The sequence below is a fragment of the Brucella cytisi genome (assembly GCF_038433355.1).
Lineage (GTDB): Bacteria > Pseudomonadota > Alphaproteobacteria > Rhizobiales > Rhizobiaceae > Brucella > Brucella cytisi.
In genome coordinates this window covers 257,099-272,914 of record NZ_JBCAUP010000006.1, presented here as the reverse complement: position 1 = coordinate 272,914, position 15,816 = coordinate 257,099, and the positions used below count along the sequence as shown (strand labels likewise).

Sequence of the window (15,816 nt, the reverse complement as noted above, 5' to 3'; positions counted from 1 at the left end):
AATCGCAAAGACCACTAGTAACTTCATGTATCTAGTGGATTTTTCGAATTTGACGTTTGAAACAGCATCTCATTCAGTCGGGATTCAAACGTCAAATTCAATCCACTAGTTCCGGGAAAGGCTTTTCACCCTCGCCCGCAACAGTCCAGTTTATCTCTTCAGATTGACCAGCACGTCCATCAGTTCAGAACCGGTCTGGAAGACTTTCGAATTGGCCGTATAACTGCGCTGCGCCTCGATCATGTCGGTCAGTTCCTGCGCGATATCGGCGTTGGATTCCTCCAACGTGCCCGACATGACCTTGCCCATGCCGTCGCTCTGTGGGAAACCGAGGCGGACATCGCCCGAGTCCGCGCTCGGCAGGAACACATTGCCGCTCACAACCGTCATACGATCAGGGCTTGCCACATTGGCCAGCGGAATGCGCGCCAGAACCTTCTGCGTGCCGTTTTCGTAGATGGCGACGACCGAACCGTCATTGGCCACATCCACGCCCTTGACCGCAGATGGTGCCTGACCATTAATTTGCGCCTGCGAAATGGTGTAGTCACCGGCGCGCTGCGTGGATGCACCCAGATTGAGATTGAGGTTCTGACCGCCATAGGGTCCAAGATCGACCGCAATACCACCGGCAGACGTCATGTCGCCCGTTGTCGGATCGAATGTCAGCGTCGTCGGACCACCGACCACTGCATCGTCAGCAGCATTCTTGACCGTAACGCTCCATTCATCCGCACCGGTCTTGGTGAAATAGACGTCGAGCGTGATCTTCTCTCCCTTGTCATTATAGGAAATCAGCGACGTCTTGTGATTGAACTCGCCGGCTGCCGGGACCTGATCGGTAGACGGCAAATTAACGGTGAAGTTGCCCGACGTGCTGGCCTCGGCAGGAAGTGCGGCGCTGTTGACGTTGATGATGTTCAAACCGGGAACCGTCAGGGCGCCAGCCGGGTCGTTCGGGCCCGCGCCCAACAGATAATAGCCGGCTGAGTTGACCAGATTACCGTTCTTGTCGGGAACGAAGGAGCCAGCCCGGGTCAGGAAGGTCGAGCCGTCCGCTCCCTGCACCACAAAATAGCCGTTGCCGTCGATGGCAAGGTCTGTCGTGGACGATGTGGAGCGGATGCCGCCCTGGTCGGAAATGCCGTAACGAACATCAGTCAGAACGCTGCCGGAATTATACTGTCCGCCAGTGCTGGGCAGAACGAGCGACGAAAACTGGGTTTCCGCACGCTTGTAACCGACGGTGCTCGCATTCGCGATGTTGTCAGCGACCGCCGACAGGCGGTTCGCCTGCGCGTTCATTCCCGAAACACCGGTCCGCATCATACCGTAGAGGCTCATTGGCAGCTCCTGATTAGTTGTAGCAACCAGCTCAAAGTCCGAAACTATCGGGCTGGAATTCGTAAAACCGAGCGACTGAATCGGCACACCGACCCAATCATCCGCGGTAAAGCTAATGGACCACGCTTGCGTGAAACTGTAGCCTCGGGATTTTCTACGCTTTTACTGAGGGGACAGGCGCGATTTCGGAAGTCCGCAAATGTGCTCGAAATCGCGATACTGGGGATTATGGAATGCAGCAATATCACTCGATATTGATGCAGTAGCCGAGGAAGCGCTTGGAATCGATCGGATCGAAACCCATCTGCTCGCGCAGCTTCTTACGCAACTTGCTGATATGGCTTTCAACGACGTTCTCTTCAACTTCACTGTCGAAGATGCCGTAGATCGCACTGAAAATCTGCGCCTTGTTCAGGCGGCGGCCGCGATTGGCGATCAAGTATTCCAGGATGCGGCGCTCCCGGCGCGGCAGCGGAAAGTCGATGCCATTGATCTGCGGATCACGACCATCGGAGAAAACACGGATCGGGCCGAGCTCAGTGCCGCTGTCGTTGGAAGTAGCTGACGCGCCTGCGCGGCGGCGGATCGCATTGATGCGTGCAAGGATTTCACGAACGTGCACCGGTTTGCGAACAACATCGTCAACCCCGGATTGAAACAGCTCAAGTGTATGTTCAAGCGAGGGGCGATCGTTGACGGCGATGACGGGCGCCTTGCAGCGTTCACGAATCCGGGCCGGAAGGCGATGCTGATCCGCACATTCGCCGATCAGAAACGCTTCGACAGCCATAATATCCTGTTGTGGAACGCTCTCGACCCACTCGTCGAAATCGGTAGGGGTAAAACCTGTTGTCGTGATGCCTTCGCGACCGAACCAGGAAGAGTATCCTTCAGTCACTATTTCTCTGTCGTCTACGACAACAATCATCGGCCCGCCTTCCGAATCAATATGTTAGCCCAAGCACGATAGGAATAACTGGCAGGAGGAATCAGCAACAATGGCAATTAGTTGCCCACAATATATTGGGAGGCAATTTAGTGTATTCTAATTTAATGGGAATCGCACTGATTGCAATGCGCCTACCTCTTTAGCCGTAAGAACCTTAACCAGATGTTAACGGCTCACGAACTTTTACGATTCTTTACAAGGGCTTAAAAATCTACGTGCTAATTCAGCGCCCATCGGGTACAACAATCATAAGTTGAACATCGTCAAGCCAGATGTGGATGACGTTCTGTTACAACCTGTAAAATACCAAGGGATTCCTGTTCAGCCGAAACAGAAGCTTCGGGCCTGTGGCGTCCAGTTTCCGAAACCGGTGGCGACCATATTCGTCATCACGCGACAGACATAACGCTTCTGGGCAGGGTCGTTGTTCGGGCCTGCGTGATAGCGCGCAACCGCCATCGTCCAGTTGCCTTCGCGCTGTCGGAGCTGCCGCAGAAAACGCGCCGCATAATCGACATTGAGGCTTGGCATCAGCATCGCAGCGACCGATGGAAATTCCTTGCCGTGATAATAGTAGTTGATCTGCATGCAACCGAGATCGACCAGCTTCGCACCTTCGGCCCGCACTTGCTCGAAGCGTCTCACCGCCGCCATCTGCGACGGCATGAATTCGGCGCGGCCTTCAATATTCATTGCATAAGGTTGCAGCGAGTTCCTGCGACCGGTTTCCGTGAGGCCGACCGCGTAGAGTATGCCGAGCGGCACGTCGTAGCGGGCGGATGCCCGGTGCATTTCACGCTCGCAGATATTTTCGGCGTAGGCAGAATTGCTATCAGACAACCAGGCCGCGACTGCGACCATCATTGCGAGAAATGCCGTGCCCGTTGTCGTGAGCGGTTTGCATGTCTGAACGCTCACGTCCTGCCTGACCGGATTCGCCATTCTGCCTGCCCTCACCACCCGTAAGATTGGCCTGTGCCTGAGTACCGTTACGCCCGTCGAAGCCTAGCTGCATGTTGAACGCCTGCTGCTGACCTGGTTGCTGGCCACTCGCCTGTTGCTGGCCCGCATTCTGCGATGCCTGCGCCTGCTGCACCGCACCCGCCGCGTTGCGGTCAGCGACGGTCACTGAAATTTTCGCATCGTCTGCGATACCTGCCGCTTTCAGTGCTTTCTCAATCATCGAGCGGTCAGCGGCGAGCGCCTCCGCCGCATGGGTCTTTTCAGCGACGAGATGCACCTCGATACCTTCCGATGCCACACGGATACGCGCCGTCACCGCTCCAAGCTCAACCGGATCGAGCCTGATCTGCAAGGTCTTGACCGTGCCGAAGCTGCGCTCGGAAACCACCTGAATGTCGGCTATCCGGGCTGCTGCCTGCGATGGCGTGGTGGCTGCCTTGATGTCTGCAGGCGCGTTACCCTTTGCGGGTGGCTGCTGCTGGATATCGGTTCTGTCAGGCATTTGACCCGACTGCTGCTGTGCCGACCCCTTATCAGTTTTCAGAAGGCTGGCGAGATCGTCTGGAGCGTTTTCGGCTTGATTGTCGCCGGTAGCCTTCGGTGCGTCCTGATTGATTGCTTGATCCGGTTTGGTGCTGGCCGTTGGGATTGCCGCGGCCTTCGAAGGCACTGTTTCAGGCGTACGCTTCTTCAGATCGGCCTGCAGCTCGCGCCCCTGCCCCTCGACCTGTTTCGGATCGATGTCTTTAAGTAAGGCAGAAAGCGGATCGGGGGCATTTGTGTCGTTTTTTGCAGTATTCGGCGTGGAAAAACTGTGATTTTCCCCCTTCAATTCAGGCGAAGAAGCGTCCAAAGAAAGGAGATTTTGTGGCAGGGCAAACAGAGCGACCGGCTTTGAACCTTCCTCATCCTTCGCCTCTGTCTCGTCCGAACCCGCATTGGCTTCGCTGTCGCTCTTCTTTTCGACCTTGCCATGAGGCTTTTCGAGAAGCGAACTGAACAATTTTGCCGGGTCAGCATTATCCTGTGCCTCGCCCTCGGCTTTTGCCTGGGAAGGACCCGAATTTCGGGCGAGCGAAGCAAGTCGGCTTGTGGAATTCAGCAAAATATCAATGCTCATTGAACGGTCTTTCCTAGCAAGGCATCGATCTCGGCGAGCTTGCGCCGCGCATCTTCCATCGTTTTCTGCAAATCATCTTCCGGCTGGTTTTTGACCGGCTTCATGCTAGCCGCCGCCGGGGTCGGCTCAGGTTTTACGGCCTCATGCTCCTGCGAATCCGCCACTGCCATTGGCGGCACATCCCGTTCGGTGAGAGCGGGTTTTGCAGGCGGCAAAGCATCTGGAGTGCGTGTAACCACCGTGCCGACCGCTTCAGCGGCCTTCAACAATTTCCGGTCACGCTCCTGCAATTTGTCGGGTGAAATCTGCGACAGTTCACGCAGCGCACTGCCCGCCGAATCCGAAGCCACACCGCTTGCCGCCGCATAAAGATTGGCGCGGGTAGGGTCGGCCTTCAGTCTGTCAGCAAGTTTCTTCGCCTCTGCCGACATGAAACGCGCCCGTTCCGTCTGGCCATCAACGAGCGCACCGCGCGCGATTTGCAGATAAAGCGAATATTGCATCACCGGATCAGCAGAGCCGATCAGTTTTGCCAGCTCCGCATTGCCGATACGGTCGTTGAGTTTCACCGCAGCATCAACAAATTGCGCCATGAAATCACGCATATAGGGCGAACGCGGAAAGCGCTGGAGATAGTTGCGCGACAGGAGCCTGATCTTGTCGGCATCGCCGAGCTTGGCCGCAATCGGCATCGAACGGCGGATTGCGGCTTCCTCAAACAAGGTGCCCGGCGCATCGAGCCGCACCTGATCAAGCCGCATCAAGGCCGTCGCTGGGTCGAAGGCGGTCATCTGGCTGGCGGTGACAAGCACGATGGATGCCTTCAGTTCCGCCGGAACATCACGCGAAAGCGGCACCGAGAAAAGCTTCACGACTTCGATCGTCTGGCCGGAAGCATAGGCCAATGCGCCCTTGACCAGCTCCGGCGGCACCGCATCCGTCTTGAGGTCGGCAAGAACCTTGCGCACCGCTTCCGGATTGCCGCCGTTGAAGAGATAGATGATCGCCGCGTAGACATTTTCCGGATTGCTCCAGACGTCATTCGAAGCTCGGCCCATATCCGCGCTGACAAAGCCCAGAAGCTTGTTCAGCATCACCACTGCTTCCGGTTTTCCGGCGACGACCTGATCCTGCAGCATGCGCAGCGAACGCACGAGCTTGTAAGGCTCCAGCACCGGCAGCGCGCGGGTCTCAGCCGGTGCCTGCGTTTGCGCAAAGACTGGATAGGCCGCTCCCATCAGGGAGAAGCCTGCAACACATGCCAGCAAAGAGCGCATGGCGAGCTGCATCATGGAGCGGATTTCAGGAAAATATCGATGCGGCGGTTTTCAGCCGCATTCGGATCGCTGGCGTTCTTGGGCTGGCGGTCTGCATAGCCTTCAACGCGCAGCACACGCTTTTCATCGAGCCCGCCGCGAACCAGCATGTAATAAGCCATCTGCGCCCGCGCCGAAGACAGACGCCAGTTATCATAGGTCGCGCTCTTGAACGGGCGCGCATCCGTATGCCCACTGATGATGACTTCACCCGGCTGGCGGGAAATCACCTGCGCTATACGCTCCAGCATCTGCACCACGCGGGCATCCGGCTTGGCCGAGCCGATGGTGAACATGCCATAATCGATCTTGTCGGTGAGCTGGATCATCACACCGCCATCGACCGGAACGACCGTCACATCGGGCATTGGCTCGGCTTTCTTCGCCTCAGCGCCTTCTTTCTCGGCTTCGCCCTCAGCCGCCTTTTTCAGGTCGGCAATCAACTGTTCCTGCGTTTCCGCGGGTTTTGCAGCCTCTTCCGGCTTCGCCTGGGCTGCTTCCGGCTTGGGTGGCGTGGCAGGCGCAGCATCGGGCGGGGTCAGGTCTTCGACAGCTTTGCTCGACCAGTAATCCGGGCTGAACGGATCGCGATAGGCTTCACCGCCTTCGGCACCCGTTGCCGGACCGGATTGCGAGGTACCGCCATCGCCCTTGGCCGACTGGTTCTGCAGAACACCGGTTTCATGAGCCAGTTCCGAGAGGACCGCATAGGGTTCGCGGAAAAGCTGGCGCTCTTCCTGGTCGCTTGGCGGCGCAACCGTCGTATCGTTGATGACCTTCGTGCTGTTTTCGATCTTCTGGTCGCTCTCATAGCGAACCTTGCCGTCTTTTTCCTCGACATCCTGCACGCCCTTGGAGCTTGAATGCCGGTCTATCAGCTTGACGGGGTTGAAATAGCTGGCAACCGCTGCCTTGGTTTCCTCATTGGCGGCATTGATGAGCCACATGACGAGGAAGAAGGCCATCATTGCAGTCATGAAGTCGGCATAGGCGATCTTCCACACGCCACCATGATGGCTGTCATGGTCGTCGTGCCCGCCCCGGCGAACAATGATGATCTCACGTTTGGTTTCGGGATCAATGCTCATTGAACCGCAGCCTTCAATTCTTCAAGAAGCGGCGCGATGCGCGTTTCAAGCTTCCGGTCGCCAAAGGAAAAGGAAAGTTCTTCCGCCCCGGTTTCTGAAAACCGGCAACCTGACGGCAGCAGAGCCGCATGATCGCGAAGCGGTGCAATCAGTCGCGCCGGACCGGAGATTTCCGGTGCTTCGCCATCGAGCGCCAGTGCCGCAATGCGCCGCGCAAATTCCGCGACCGCCTCACGCTCCATCTTTTCCGCCAGCAAAGGCATCAGGATTTCGGCGATCTGACCGGAAAAGTTTCGTTCAAGCGCGGTCAGCGCTTCGGTCAGACTACCCGCCAAGAGCAAGGCCTGCTCACGCGAAAATGCAGCGCGCAATGTCTCGATCTCGGCCTCATGCTCGCGCAAAAGCCGCGTCTTTTCAGCTTCGTAAAGCGCCTGGGCTTCCCGGTGGCCGTCCTCACGCCCTGCTTCGAATGCCAGGCGCTTTTCTTCCTCGATGGCGATGATGGCGGCGACTTCGGCCTGCTCGGCAGCGGCGGCTTTCTCAGCCGAAACGGGACGCTTCGCTCCATCGCCGCCTGCCTGCGGCGGGGGTGTGTCTTTCAGCGGCATCTGCGGCGCAGGCGCAGCAATGATCTCGATCGCCTCATCCTCGATATGATGGGTCGAAAAGTCGGGAAGATAACGGCTGAGGGAAAGCGCGCTCATCGTCAGGCCGCCTCAAGCTCCGGCATGGCCGAAGCCTTTACGGCCGATTCCCTCAATGGTTGGGCTTCGCGGCTGGCGGCGGTTTCGTGAATCCACTGCTTGAGAATGGAGGCGACGCGCTCCTCATCCATGTCGATCATCTGCTCCAGACGTAGCTTGGCAGGCATGCGCATGCGCTGGCGAAGATCGCTGAGGCTGGTCTTCATCTGATCGGCATAGGCCTCCGGCCCACCGATGACAGCCTGCACGCCTTCACCAGCCGCCTGACCGCCGACGAAATTCGGCATTGCCACTTCACTCGTTTCGCGGACGGCCACTTCCGTGCCGGTTGGCTTGGCATTCTGGTCACGCAGCAGCGGACGCAGACCGAACCAGATCAGGAGACCAACGGCGGCAAGGATTGCAAGCGCATTGACATAGGAGCCGCTCTGGCGAAGCACAGTATCAGTCCACGGCGTGGAGACCGGCTCCATATCGGCACCGGCAGGGTCGAGGAAGTTTACCGCCGTCACATTGATGACATCACCGCGATCCGCATTGAGACCGGCAGCCGTTGCAACGAGGTCGCGGATCTTGGTGATCTGCTGATCGACGAAATTGGCAGGCGGCGGCGTGGTACCCGCAGTTTCCAGAAGGCGCGCCTGATCGATGACCACGGCAATGGACAACCGCTTGACGGCATAGCCATCGCTGACGGTGGAGACCGTCTTGCTGTTCATTTCGTAATTGGTCAGTTCCTCGCGGCGGTCGGTCTTTTCCGTCGAGCTTTCGCCGTTGCGGTTCTGGATTTCTTCCTGCGGAATGTTCTGTTCCACACCGGTTGCATTGTCGTTACGATTGTTGCGGGAATCGCCGCTTTCACGGACAACACGTACGGAACGCTCAACGCGGGATTCAGGATCGTAGGTCGTCTCGTTGATCTGGCGGCGGTCCGTATCGAGTACGGCCTGAACGCTTGTCTGGAAATGGCCGATGCCAAGATAAGGCGCCAGCGCCTTGCGGATGCTGTCATCCACATTGCCTGCAACCTGCTGTTCCAGCGAGGCGGTCATGAGGGCTGCGCCATTGGCAGCTTCGCCAGCCGATGCCAGCAGACGACCGTTGGTGTCGAGAACAGTGACGGCGGAAGCATCAAGCGACGGAACGGCAGCGGCGACCAGCTGGCGGATGGACTGTGCGGATTCGGCAGCAAAGCCGCCTTCGGCGCGGATGACGACCGAGGCGGACGGCTTCTGATCGCCGCGACGGAACGAGCCTTTTTCTGCCATGACTATGTGAACGCGCGCGGCTTTCACACCACGAATGGCCTGGATGGTTCGGGCGATTTCGCCTTCAAGCGCACGCACGCGGGTGATTTCCTGCATAAACGAGGTGAGGCCGAGCGAACCCATATTGTCGAACAGCTCGTAACCGGCATTGTTCGAGGTCGGCAGGCCCTTTTCAGCCAGATACATGCGGGCATTTTCAGCCTTGCCGATGGGCACGAGGATGGACGAGCCGTCAGCCTTCACGTCGAAAGGAATGCCTGCTTCACCGAGCGCAAGGCCCATGCGGTTCACGTCGTCACGCGAAAGGCCGACATAGAGCGTCTCGTAGGATGGGCGGCTCAGATAGATGCTCGTATAGAGGATCGCGCCCATGAGTGCCGCGCCCACCAGTCCGAGCGCGATGAGTTTTCGCGCGCCGAGCTTGCCGAGCGTACCCTTGAGCTGTTCGATCAATTGCTGGAAATTCTGCTGCATCCACACCACCGCCATAATGATGGATGCAAACTAGCCCGCGAAGCTTGCGCGAAAGTGGCGGCTGATGAAGCAAGCGCTTTCTAATGCATGTCTCCCAAAAGTGAGAACCGCCTTCGGGGGGGGGAATCAGTCCACTGGACTGATTTCTGGTCCCGCTACGATGGGATAAAGACATGCATAAAAACAAAAGTTTAAAGCGGGTCGTAAGAGTACGATAAAACGCGACACGCTTTAATACAGAAATGAGCGCAAAGAATTGGGGCGCGGAATAAATCCCGCGCCCCGTTTTCCGCCCAAAGACATCCGATCCGATCAGGTCGGTTCGGATGCGAACCCCTGATTTACCTGAGAACTCGCGAGCGCCGGCAACCCGGCGCCCTTGCTGTCTACTCAGTTATGATTAGCCGCGGAACAGCGACAGGATCGACTGGTTCGACGAGTTGGCAATCGACAGAGCCTGAACGCCGAGCTGCTGCTGAACCTGCAGAGCCGACAGACGTGCCGATTCCTTGTTCATGTCAGCGTCTACGAGCGTGCCAACGCCCTTTTCAATGGAGTCCTGAAGACCCGACAGGAAGCTCTTCTGGCTGTCGATCTGCGACTTGGCTGCACCGAGGGTCGCTGCGCCGGTAGCCAGCGAAGCAAGAGCGGTTTCAACCGTGTTCAGAGCCGTGCCGATAGCAGCGTCGTCCGAGCCGGAAGTGAAGAAACCCGTACCCACGATCGTAGCGACCATGGTCTTCGCATCGGTGTCGGCAGCGGCAACGGTGATCTTGTCAACCGTGACGGTAGCACCAGAACGATTGTACGAAGCAACAACGTCGAGATCGGCGGTCGGGCCGTTCAGCAGGTTGGAACCAGCGTAATTGGCATTGCTGAGAGCAGAGTTGATGTTGGAAACGATCGACTTGATTTCAGTTTCGATCTTGGTCTTGTCTTCCGTGCTTGCACCCAGAGCCGAAACAAGCTTGGTCTTGATGTCGTCAACCGATTCACGGATCTTGTTGATCGCGGAATAAGCGGTATCGACCTTGCCTGCGCCGAGGCCGAGAGCGTCCTGAACAGCCGAGTTGGCCTTGTTGTCGGACTTCATCGACGTCGCGATGGACCAGTACGAAGCATTGTCCGAAGCTTCCGAAATGCGGAGGCCGGTCGAGATACGGTTCTGGGTCGATTCCAGTGCCTTGTTGGTCGAGGAAAGCGTCTGGAGAGCGGTCAGAGCCGACGAATTTGTAAGAATGCTAGCCATAGTTTTTTGCCCCTTGGGAAAAACAATCTGAGGGACAGGCCGGGTTTTGGATTACCGGCATGGTGGAGCGGCATCATGCCTGTTGCCGCGTAACGCGCGGAAACCCACCATGAGCCGACAGTTAGAACCCAAACATTAAATAAAGGCTAATTTATTCAGTCGAAATTTAACGGATTCGCGGATTCCGATGCAGAAACTTGATTGGCACGGTTCGAAGCGTACCAAAATGGGTCAGGAGAAGGATCGTATGAGGCTTCCGACCAGAATATTCCAGCCATCGATCAGCACGAAGAACAGAATCTTGAACGGCAGCGAGATCACCGTCGGCGGCAGCATCATCATACCCATCGACATGGTGAGCGTCGCCACAACAAGGTCGATCACCAGAAATGGCAGCACGATCAGGAAGCCGATTTCAAAACCGCGCCGCAGTTCCGAGATCATGAAGGCTGGAACCAGCACGCGGAAATCAACGATGCCATCATCGCCGGTGCGGAAAGACGGATCGGCGAGATCTTCAAAGAGCCGCAGATCCTTGTCCCGCACCTGCCCCATCATGAATTCACGGAAAGGCTGCGATATTTCACCGAATGCAGCTTCCTGTGTGATTTCATTGCGCATCAGGGGCTGCACGCCATTGTTCCAGGCCCGTTCGAAGGCGGGCGCCATGACATAGAAGGTCATAAACAGGGCAAGCGAGATCATCACCATGCTGGCAGGTGCGGTCTGGAGGCCAAGCCCCGAACGCAAAAGCGAAAAGGCGATGGCAAAACGCGTGAAGCTCGTCACCATGATGAGCAGGCCCGGCGCAATGGAAAGCACCGTCAGAAGTCCGAACAACTGCACGATCTGACCGCTCGCAGCACCACTGCCCGCAGGCAGCAGATTGTCGAGCGTCAGCGGCTGCTGCGCCTGTGCGGAAACGGTGAGAACGAGCGTCAGGAGAACGCCAAGACCAAGAAGTTTTTTCATTCTACGACCAGTGCCGAAATGAAAACGCGTTCGACAGCGCCTTCCGAACGCAGGCGCGCGCGTTCTTCCAAATCGGAGCGCAAATAGGCAAGCCCGGCCGCGCCCTGCAATTGCATGAGGTTGACACTGCGCAGGAAGCTCAGGAAATCATCGCCGACGCTTGCCGCCACCGCCGCCGGAATTTCATGGCCCGGCTTTGCCACCAGCGAGGCTTCGAGACGCACCCAGGTGTTCTGCGGAATGCCGAGATTGGTGATGATCGGCTGCAGGGGCACGACGGTGCCGATGGAACGCGATTCGAAGTCGCCCTGCTTCGGCTTGTCTTCCTTGCCGGAAGGTTTGGCCGATGCCAGCTGATCGGCGGAAATCATGCCGCCCAGATACCAGCCGCCACCGCCAGCGATGACGGTCAGAACCGCGACGGCCGCCAGCAGCCCTGTCAGGGAGCCTTTCGCCTTACCGTCTTTTTCCGTTGCCGTCGTGTCACTCATGCTTAGCGCCCTAGAACGGAGAAACCTGATCGAGAATCTGCTGGCCGTATGGCGGCTGCTGAATCTCGCTCAGACGTCCGCGGCCACCATAGGAAATGCGGGCCTCGGCAATCTTGTCGTAGGAAATCGTGTTATTGCCAGAAATATCGCGCGGACGCACGACACCGGCGACATTCAGCACGCGCAGCTCATTGTTGACGCGCACTTCCTGAGACCCGCGGATGATCATGTTTCCATTGGGCAGCGTATCGGTGACGATGGCTGCAACCTGCAGGCGGATATCTTCACTGCGCTCGATGGTGCCCTTGCCCTTCGACTTGCTGTCGGAATGGGTGTTGAGCGAAGCATCCATGTCGCCGCCGGCACCGGCACCCGTACTGCTGCTCGTGGCAAACGAACCACCGGCACCGTAAATGCCCTTCGACACACGCTCGCGATCCGTCTTGTTATCGAGATTGGCGCGGTCGTTGATTGAAATGATGACGGTCAGGACATCACCCGGCGTCGCCGCACGCGGATCCTTGAAGAAATTGGTCGAACGCTGGTCCCAGAGTGAATAGGTCGCCTTGCTCGGACGCGCCGGATAGCCGTTGAACTGCGGATTGTTCTGCATACCAAGATGGGCCGCAACCGGGGACAGATCGGGTGCCCGACCGATTTCCTCCGGCTTGGTGGCACAACCGGCCAGAAGAACCAGTACTGCTGCTGCAAGGGTTGCTTTGTTCATGCTGTTTTTCATTGAACCGTATTCCCGGACTGCGCCGCGGCGCGCTGATCCCTGCCCGACTGATCCTTCACAGCCTGCGGTGCAGTCGTCGTGCGCTGCGAACCGACGATGACGCGGGCCAGCTTGGCCGCCTTTTCCGGCGGCATTTCATTGAGGATGATACTGGATACGCGCGGGTTGAGCTTGAGGATCAGGGCTGCCGCCGCTTCGTCGCCAATCAGCGCCATCTGCGCCGCCGCTGCATCAGGCTTCATTTTCGAGATGATGTCGACCAACGAATCCTGCGCCTTGCTGACAAACTCGTCGCGGCGCTTCAGCCACATTTCATATTCCCGGCGCTTTTCCTCAAGCGCACGCATCCGTTCCTCGACATCGGCCTTCAGCTCGGTCAATTGCTTGGCCTGCAGCGCGTAGCGGGCGTCCGCCGCCTGATCGTCGATATTGCCGCAGAACTTACGGATTTCATCGAGGTTGCCAAGCGGCGGCGAAGAAGCAAGCTGCTGTGCCGCCGATGCCTCTAGCGGTACTGGAGCGGGCGTCGCCGCCTGCTGCGCCAATGCCGGAGCAGAGGCAGCCAGAAGCAGCACTACTGCCGAACCATACCGGATCATTTTATGAGCCATGGTCATTGCACCACCAGTTCCGCATGAAGCGCGCCGGATGTCTTGATAGCCTGCAATATTGCGATGATGCCGGTCGGCTTCACGCCGATCTGGTTCAGGCCCTTCACCAGATTTTCAAGATTTGCGCCGGTCAGAATGCCAATCTTGGCGTTCTGCTGGTTGACGGCGATATCAGTGTTCGGTTCGACAGCCGTTACACCATCGCTGAACGGCTCTGGCTGAACGACCATCGGGGTTTCTGTTACACGAACCGTCAAGCTGCCATGGCTGATCGCTACTTTGGAGATACGCACCTTCTCGCCGATGACGACAGTTCCAGTCCGTTCGTCAACCACCACACGCGCCACTTCGTCAGTCGTGATCGGCAGGCCTTCAAGTTCCGCAAGAAAGCGCGCGGCAGGCACGTTCTTCGGACGCGACAGGCGGATCGTTTTGGCATCGCGCGCAATAGCAACACCGCGACCGTAACGGCGCTTGGCGAAGACATTGATCGTGTCGGCAGCGCGCACGGCAGTGGTGAAATCAGGATCGCGCAGCTCGACGATCATTTCGGTTTCCTTGCCGAAATTACCCGCCACTTCGCGTTCGACCAGCGCGCCATTGGGGATGCGACCGGAAGTCGGCACACCCTGCGTCACGCTTGCGGCTTCACCTTCCACCGCAAAGCCGGACACGATCATGTTGCCCTGTGCAACGGCATAAATCTGATTGTCGGCACCCATGAGCTGTGTCATGACCAGTGTGCCGCCCTGCAGCGACGTCGCATCGCCGAGCGACGATACCGTCACATCGATGCGCGAACCGGCACCGGCAAAGGCGGGCAGGTTCGCTGTCACGATGACCGCAGCCGTGTTTTTAGAGCGGGTGGAGTTGCGCGGCGCGCTGATGCCGAGATTATCCAGCATGGCGCGCATGGACTGTTCGGTGAACGGCGAATTGCGCAGGCTGTCCCCGGTGCCCTTGAGGCCGATGACAAGACCATAGCCCACAAGCTGGTTTTCACGCACGCCCTGAATGGTGGCGATATCCTTCAGGCGCGCAACCGCGCTTCCCCGGCCAAGTTCGGCATAGGCCATTTTCGACGGATCGCCACCCGAGCCAAGCCAATCGGCATCGGCATCCACTGCGGAACCAAATTCCCGCGCATTCTTCGACGACTCGTCCGCAAATCCTGCAACAGGCTGAAAAACGAGCGCCAGGACGGCGAACAAAGTAGCAATCTGGGCGGCGCAAGTCTTTCTCACTGCATCCCCACCTGAATGCGCCCATTGGCCAGCACAGTGCCGGACACGATGATGCCGCTGTCGACGTTACGAACCTTGATGAAATCGCCAGCCGCACCGGATTCGAGCGGTGTGCCCATGGCGGTTATGGTCAGCGTACCGGCGGTAAAGACCAGCGGTGCCGGAACACCGCGTGTAACCAGAGACGGCTCCCCCAATGCGGAAACGAGGATCGGCTTGCCGGGGAGCAGCGTCTTGCGCGCCACCTTGCCTGCCGCCTGATCCGGGGATAGCACATATTGGGTCGCCGCCGGCGCATTGATGAAGAACTGCTTCTCCAGCAACGCCGTATCGCTTACGATCTGGCCGGGATAGACGGTGGCCGAAGGCACCACAAAGGCGATGCGGTCTGCCGCACTTGCGCCAGCCATTGCGGCAAGCAGGAAGCCACCGGCAAGAACCAGCCTTTTCTTTTGAAAGATCGCCTTCACACAGCCCATCGCCATCACCGTCAGCGCAAGTTCTTCGATACGGTTGCCGCCATTTCGTCGGCAGCCTGAATAACCTTGGAGTTCATTTCATAGGCACGCTGCGCCGTGATGAGATCGGTGATTTCCTTCACCGGATCGACATTCGACGCTTCGAGATAGCCCTGCTTGATCGAGCCGTAGCCCGGATCGCCTGGCACGCCGACCAGCGGACCGCCGGATGCTTCCGTCTCGCGATAGAGATTGCCGCCGAGCGGCTCCAGACCCGCTTCATTGGTGAAGTTGGCGAGGGTCAGCTGGCCGAGATCGACCTGATTGACCTGATCCTGCAGCTTGGCGAAAACCTGTCCCGTATCGGTGATCGTCACTTCAACGGCGTCTGGCGGAATGGTGATCGCCGGTTCGACAGGATTGCCATCGAGCGTCACAAGCTGGCCATCGGCATTCTTGTTGAACGCGCCAGCGCGCGCATAAAGCGTCTCGCCGGTCGGGCTCTGAATCTGAAACCAGCCCTTGCCGGTCAAAGCCAGATCGAATGGATTGCCGGTCTGGTTGAAACTGCCCTGCATATGGAGATTGCGCACCGCTGCCGTCTGTACGCCAAGGCCAACCAGAGCGCCTTCCGGCACGATGGACTGGTTAGCCTGATTGGGCACGCCTGCCGTACGCTCGGACTGATAAAGAAGATCGGAAAATTCCGCACGCGCGCGCTTGAAGCCCGTTGTGTTGATATTGGCGATGTTGTTGGCAATCACTTCCAGATTGAGCTGCTGGGCGTTCATGCCGGTGGCGGCGATCGTCAGGGCTTTCATGGCTT

The 15,816-nt window shown here is 58.1% G+C and carries 16 protein-coding genes; all 16 read right to left on the bottom strand.

Annotation, left to right across the window (positions count from 1 at the left end; translation table 11 throughout):
- Positions 1-150: 150 nt before the first annotated feature.
- The 16 genes from AAE521_RS08895 to flgG all read right to left on the bottom strand — a co-directional run bounded on the left by AAE521_RS08895 (position 151) and on the right by flgG (position 15,811).
- Positions 151-1,344 (bottom strand): flagellar hook protein FlgE, encoded by a 1,194-nt coding sequence (locus AAE521_RS08895; protein ID WP_342061097.1) that lies wholly within the window; start codon positions 1,342-1,344, stop codon positions 151-153.
- A 244-nt stretch (positions 1,345-1,588) separates the two neighbouring features.
- A complete protein-coding gene (ftcR, locus tag AAE521_RS08890) occupies positions 1,589-2,272 on the bottom strand; it encodes a flagellar transcriptional regulator FtcR (RefSeq protein WP_342061096.1) in 684 nt (227 codons plus the stop codon).
- A 342-nt stretch (positions 2,273-2,614) separates the two neighbouring features.
- Positions 2,615-3,157 carry a transglycosylase SLT domain-containing protein gene (locus tag AAE521_RS08885; RefSeq protein ID WP_342061095.1) on the bottom strand — a complete coding sequence of 181 codons (543 nt, stop codon included), beginning with the start codon at positions 3,155-3,157 and terminating at the stop codon, positions 2,615-2,617.
- Positions 3,126-4,376: a flagellar hook-length control protein FliK gene (locus AAE521_RS08880; protein ID WP_342061094.1), complete on the bottom strand. Its 1,251-nt coding sequence runs from the start codon at positions 4,374-4,376 to the stop codon at positions 3,126-3,128. Before AAE521_RS08880 ends, AAE521_RS08885 begins: the two co-directional genes overlap by 32 nt.
- Positions 4,373-5,614, bottom strand: coding sequence for a chemotaxis protein (locus AAE521_RS08875; RefSeq protein WP_374864444.1), 1,242 nt, complete (start codon positions 5,612-5,614; stop codon positions 4,373-4,375). The genes AAE521_RS08880 and AAE521_RS08875 overlap by 4 nt, the downstream gene beginning before the upstream one ends.
- Positions 5,615-5,664: 50 nt before the next feature.
- Entirely contained in the window at positions 5,665-6,780 is a 1,116-nt protein-coding gene (locus AAE521_RS08870; RefSeq protein WP_342061092.1) for a flagellar motor protein MotB, read from the bottom strand.
- Positions 6,777-7,484: a hypothetical protein gene (locus AAE521_RS08865; RefSeq protein WP_029929842.1), complete on the bottom strand. Its 708-nt coding sequence runs from the start codon at positions 7,482-7,484 to the stop codon at positions 6,777-6,779. The genes AAE521_RS08870 and AAE521_RS08865 overlap by 4 nt, the downstream gene beginning before the upstream one ends.
- Positions 7,485-7,486: 2 nt before the next feature.
- Positions 7,487-9,241 carry a flagellar basal-body MS-ring/collar protein FliF gene (gene fliF, locus AAE521_RS08860; protein WP_010660738.1) on the bottom strand — a complete coding sequence of 585 codons (1,755 nt, stop codon included), beginning with the start codon at positions 9,239-9,241 and terminating at the stop codon, positions 7,487-7,489.
- A gap of 385 nt (positions 9,242-9,626) precedes the next feature.
- Positions 9,627-10,475, bottom strand: a complete 849-nt coding sequence (locus tag AAE521_RS08855) for a flagellin N-terminal helical domain-containing protein (protein WP_010660737.1) — start codon at positions 10,473-10,475, stop codon at positions 9,627-9,629.
- Positions 10,476-10,706: 231 nt separating this feature from the next.
- On the bottom strand, positions 10,707-11,447 hold the full coding sequence (gene fliP / locus AAE521_RS08850; protein WP_342061091.1) for a flagellar type III secretion system pore protein FliP: 741 nt from the start codon (positions 11,445-11,447) through the stop codon (positions 10,707-10,709).
- Positions 11,444-11,938, bottom strand: a complete 495-nt coding sequence (locus AAE521_RS08845; protein ID WP_010660735.1) for a flagellar basal body-associated FliL family protein — start codon at positions 11,936-11,938, stop codon at positions 11,444-11,446. Before AAE521_RS08845 ends, fliP begins: the two co-directional genes overlap by 4 nt.
- 10 nt (positions 11,939-11,948) lie before the next feature.
- On the bottom strand, positions 11,949-12,677 hold the full coding sequence (gene flgH, locus AAE521_RS08840) for a flagellar basal body L-ring protein FlgH (protein WP_029376182.1): 729 nt from the start codon (positions 12,675-12,677) through the stop codon (positions 11,949-11,951).
- Complete coding sequence (locus AAE521_RS08835) at positions 12,674-13,294, bottom strand: MotE family protein (protein ID WP_342061090.1); 621 nt, start codon at positions 13,292-13,294, stop codon at positions 12,674-12,676. The genes flgH and AAE521_RS08835 overlap by 4 nt, the downstream gene beginning before the upstream one ends.
- On the bottom strand, positions 13,291-14,532 hold the full coding sequence (locus AAE521_RS08830; protein WP_342061089.1) for a flagellar basal body P-ring protein FlgI: 1,242 nt from the start codon (positions 14,530-14,532) through the stop codon (positions 13,291-13,293). Before AAE521_RS08830 ends, AAE521_RS08835 begins: the two co-directional genes overlap by 4 nt.
- A complete protein-coding gene (flgA, locus tag AAE521_RS08825; protein WP_010660731.1) occupies positions 14,529-15,011 on the bottom strand; it encodes a flagellar basal body P-ring formation chaperone FlgA in 483 nt (160 codons plus the stop codon). Before flgA ends, AAE521_RS08830 begins: the two co-directional genes overlap by 4 nt.
- Before the next feature lie 11 nt (positions 15,012-15,022).
- Positions 15,023-15,811: a flagellar basal-body rod protein FlgG gene (flgG, locus tag AAE521_RS08820; RefSeq protein ID WP_010660730.1), complete on the bottom strand. Its 789-nt coding sequence runs from the start codon at positions 15,809-15,811 to the stop codon at positions 15,023-15,025.
- Positions 15,812-15,816 lie beyond the last annotated feature (5 nt).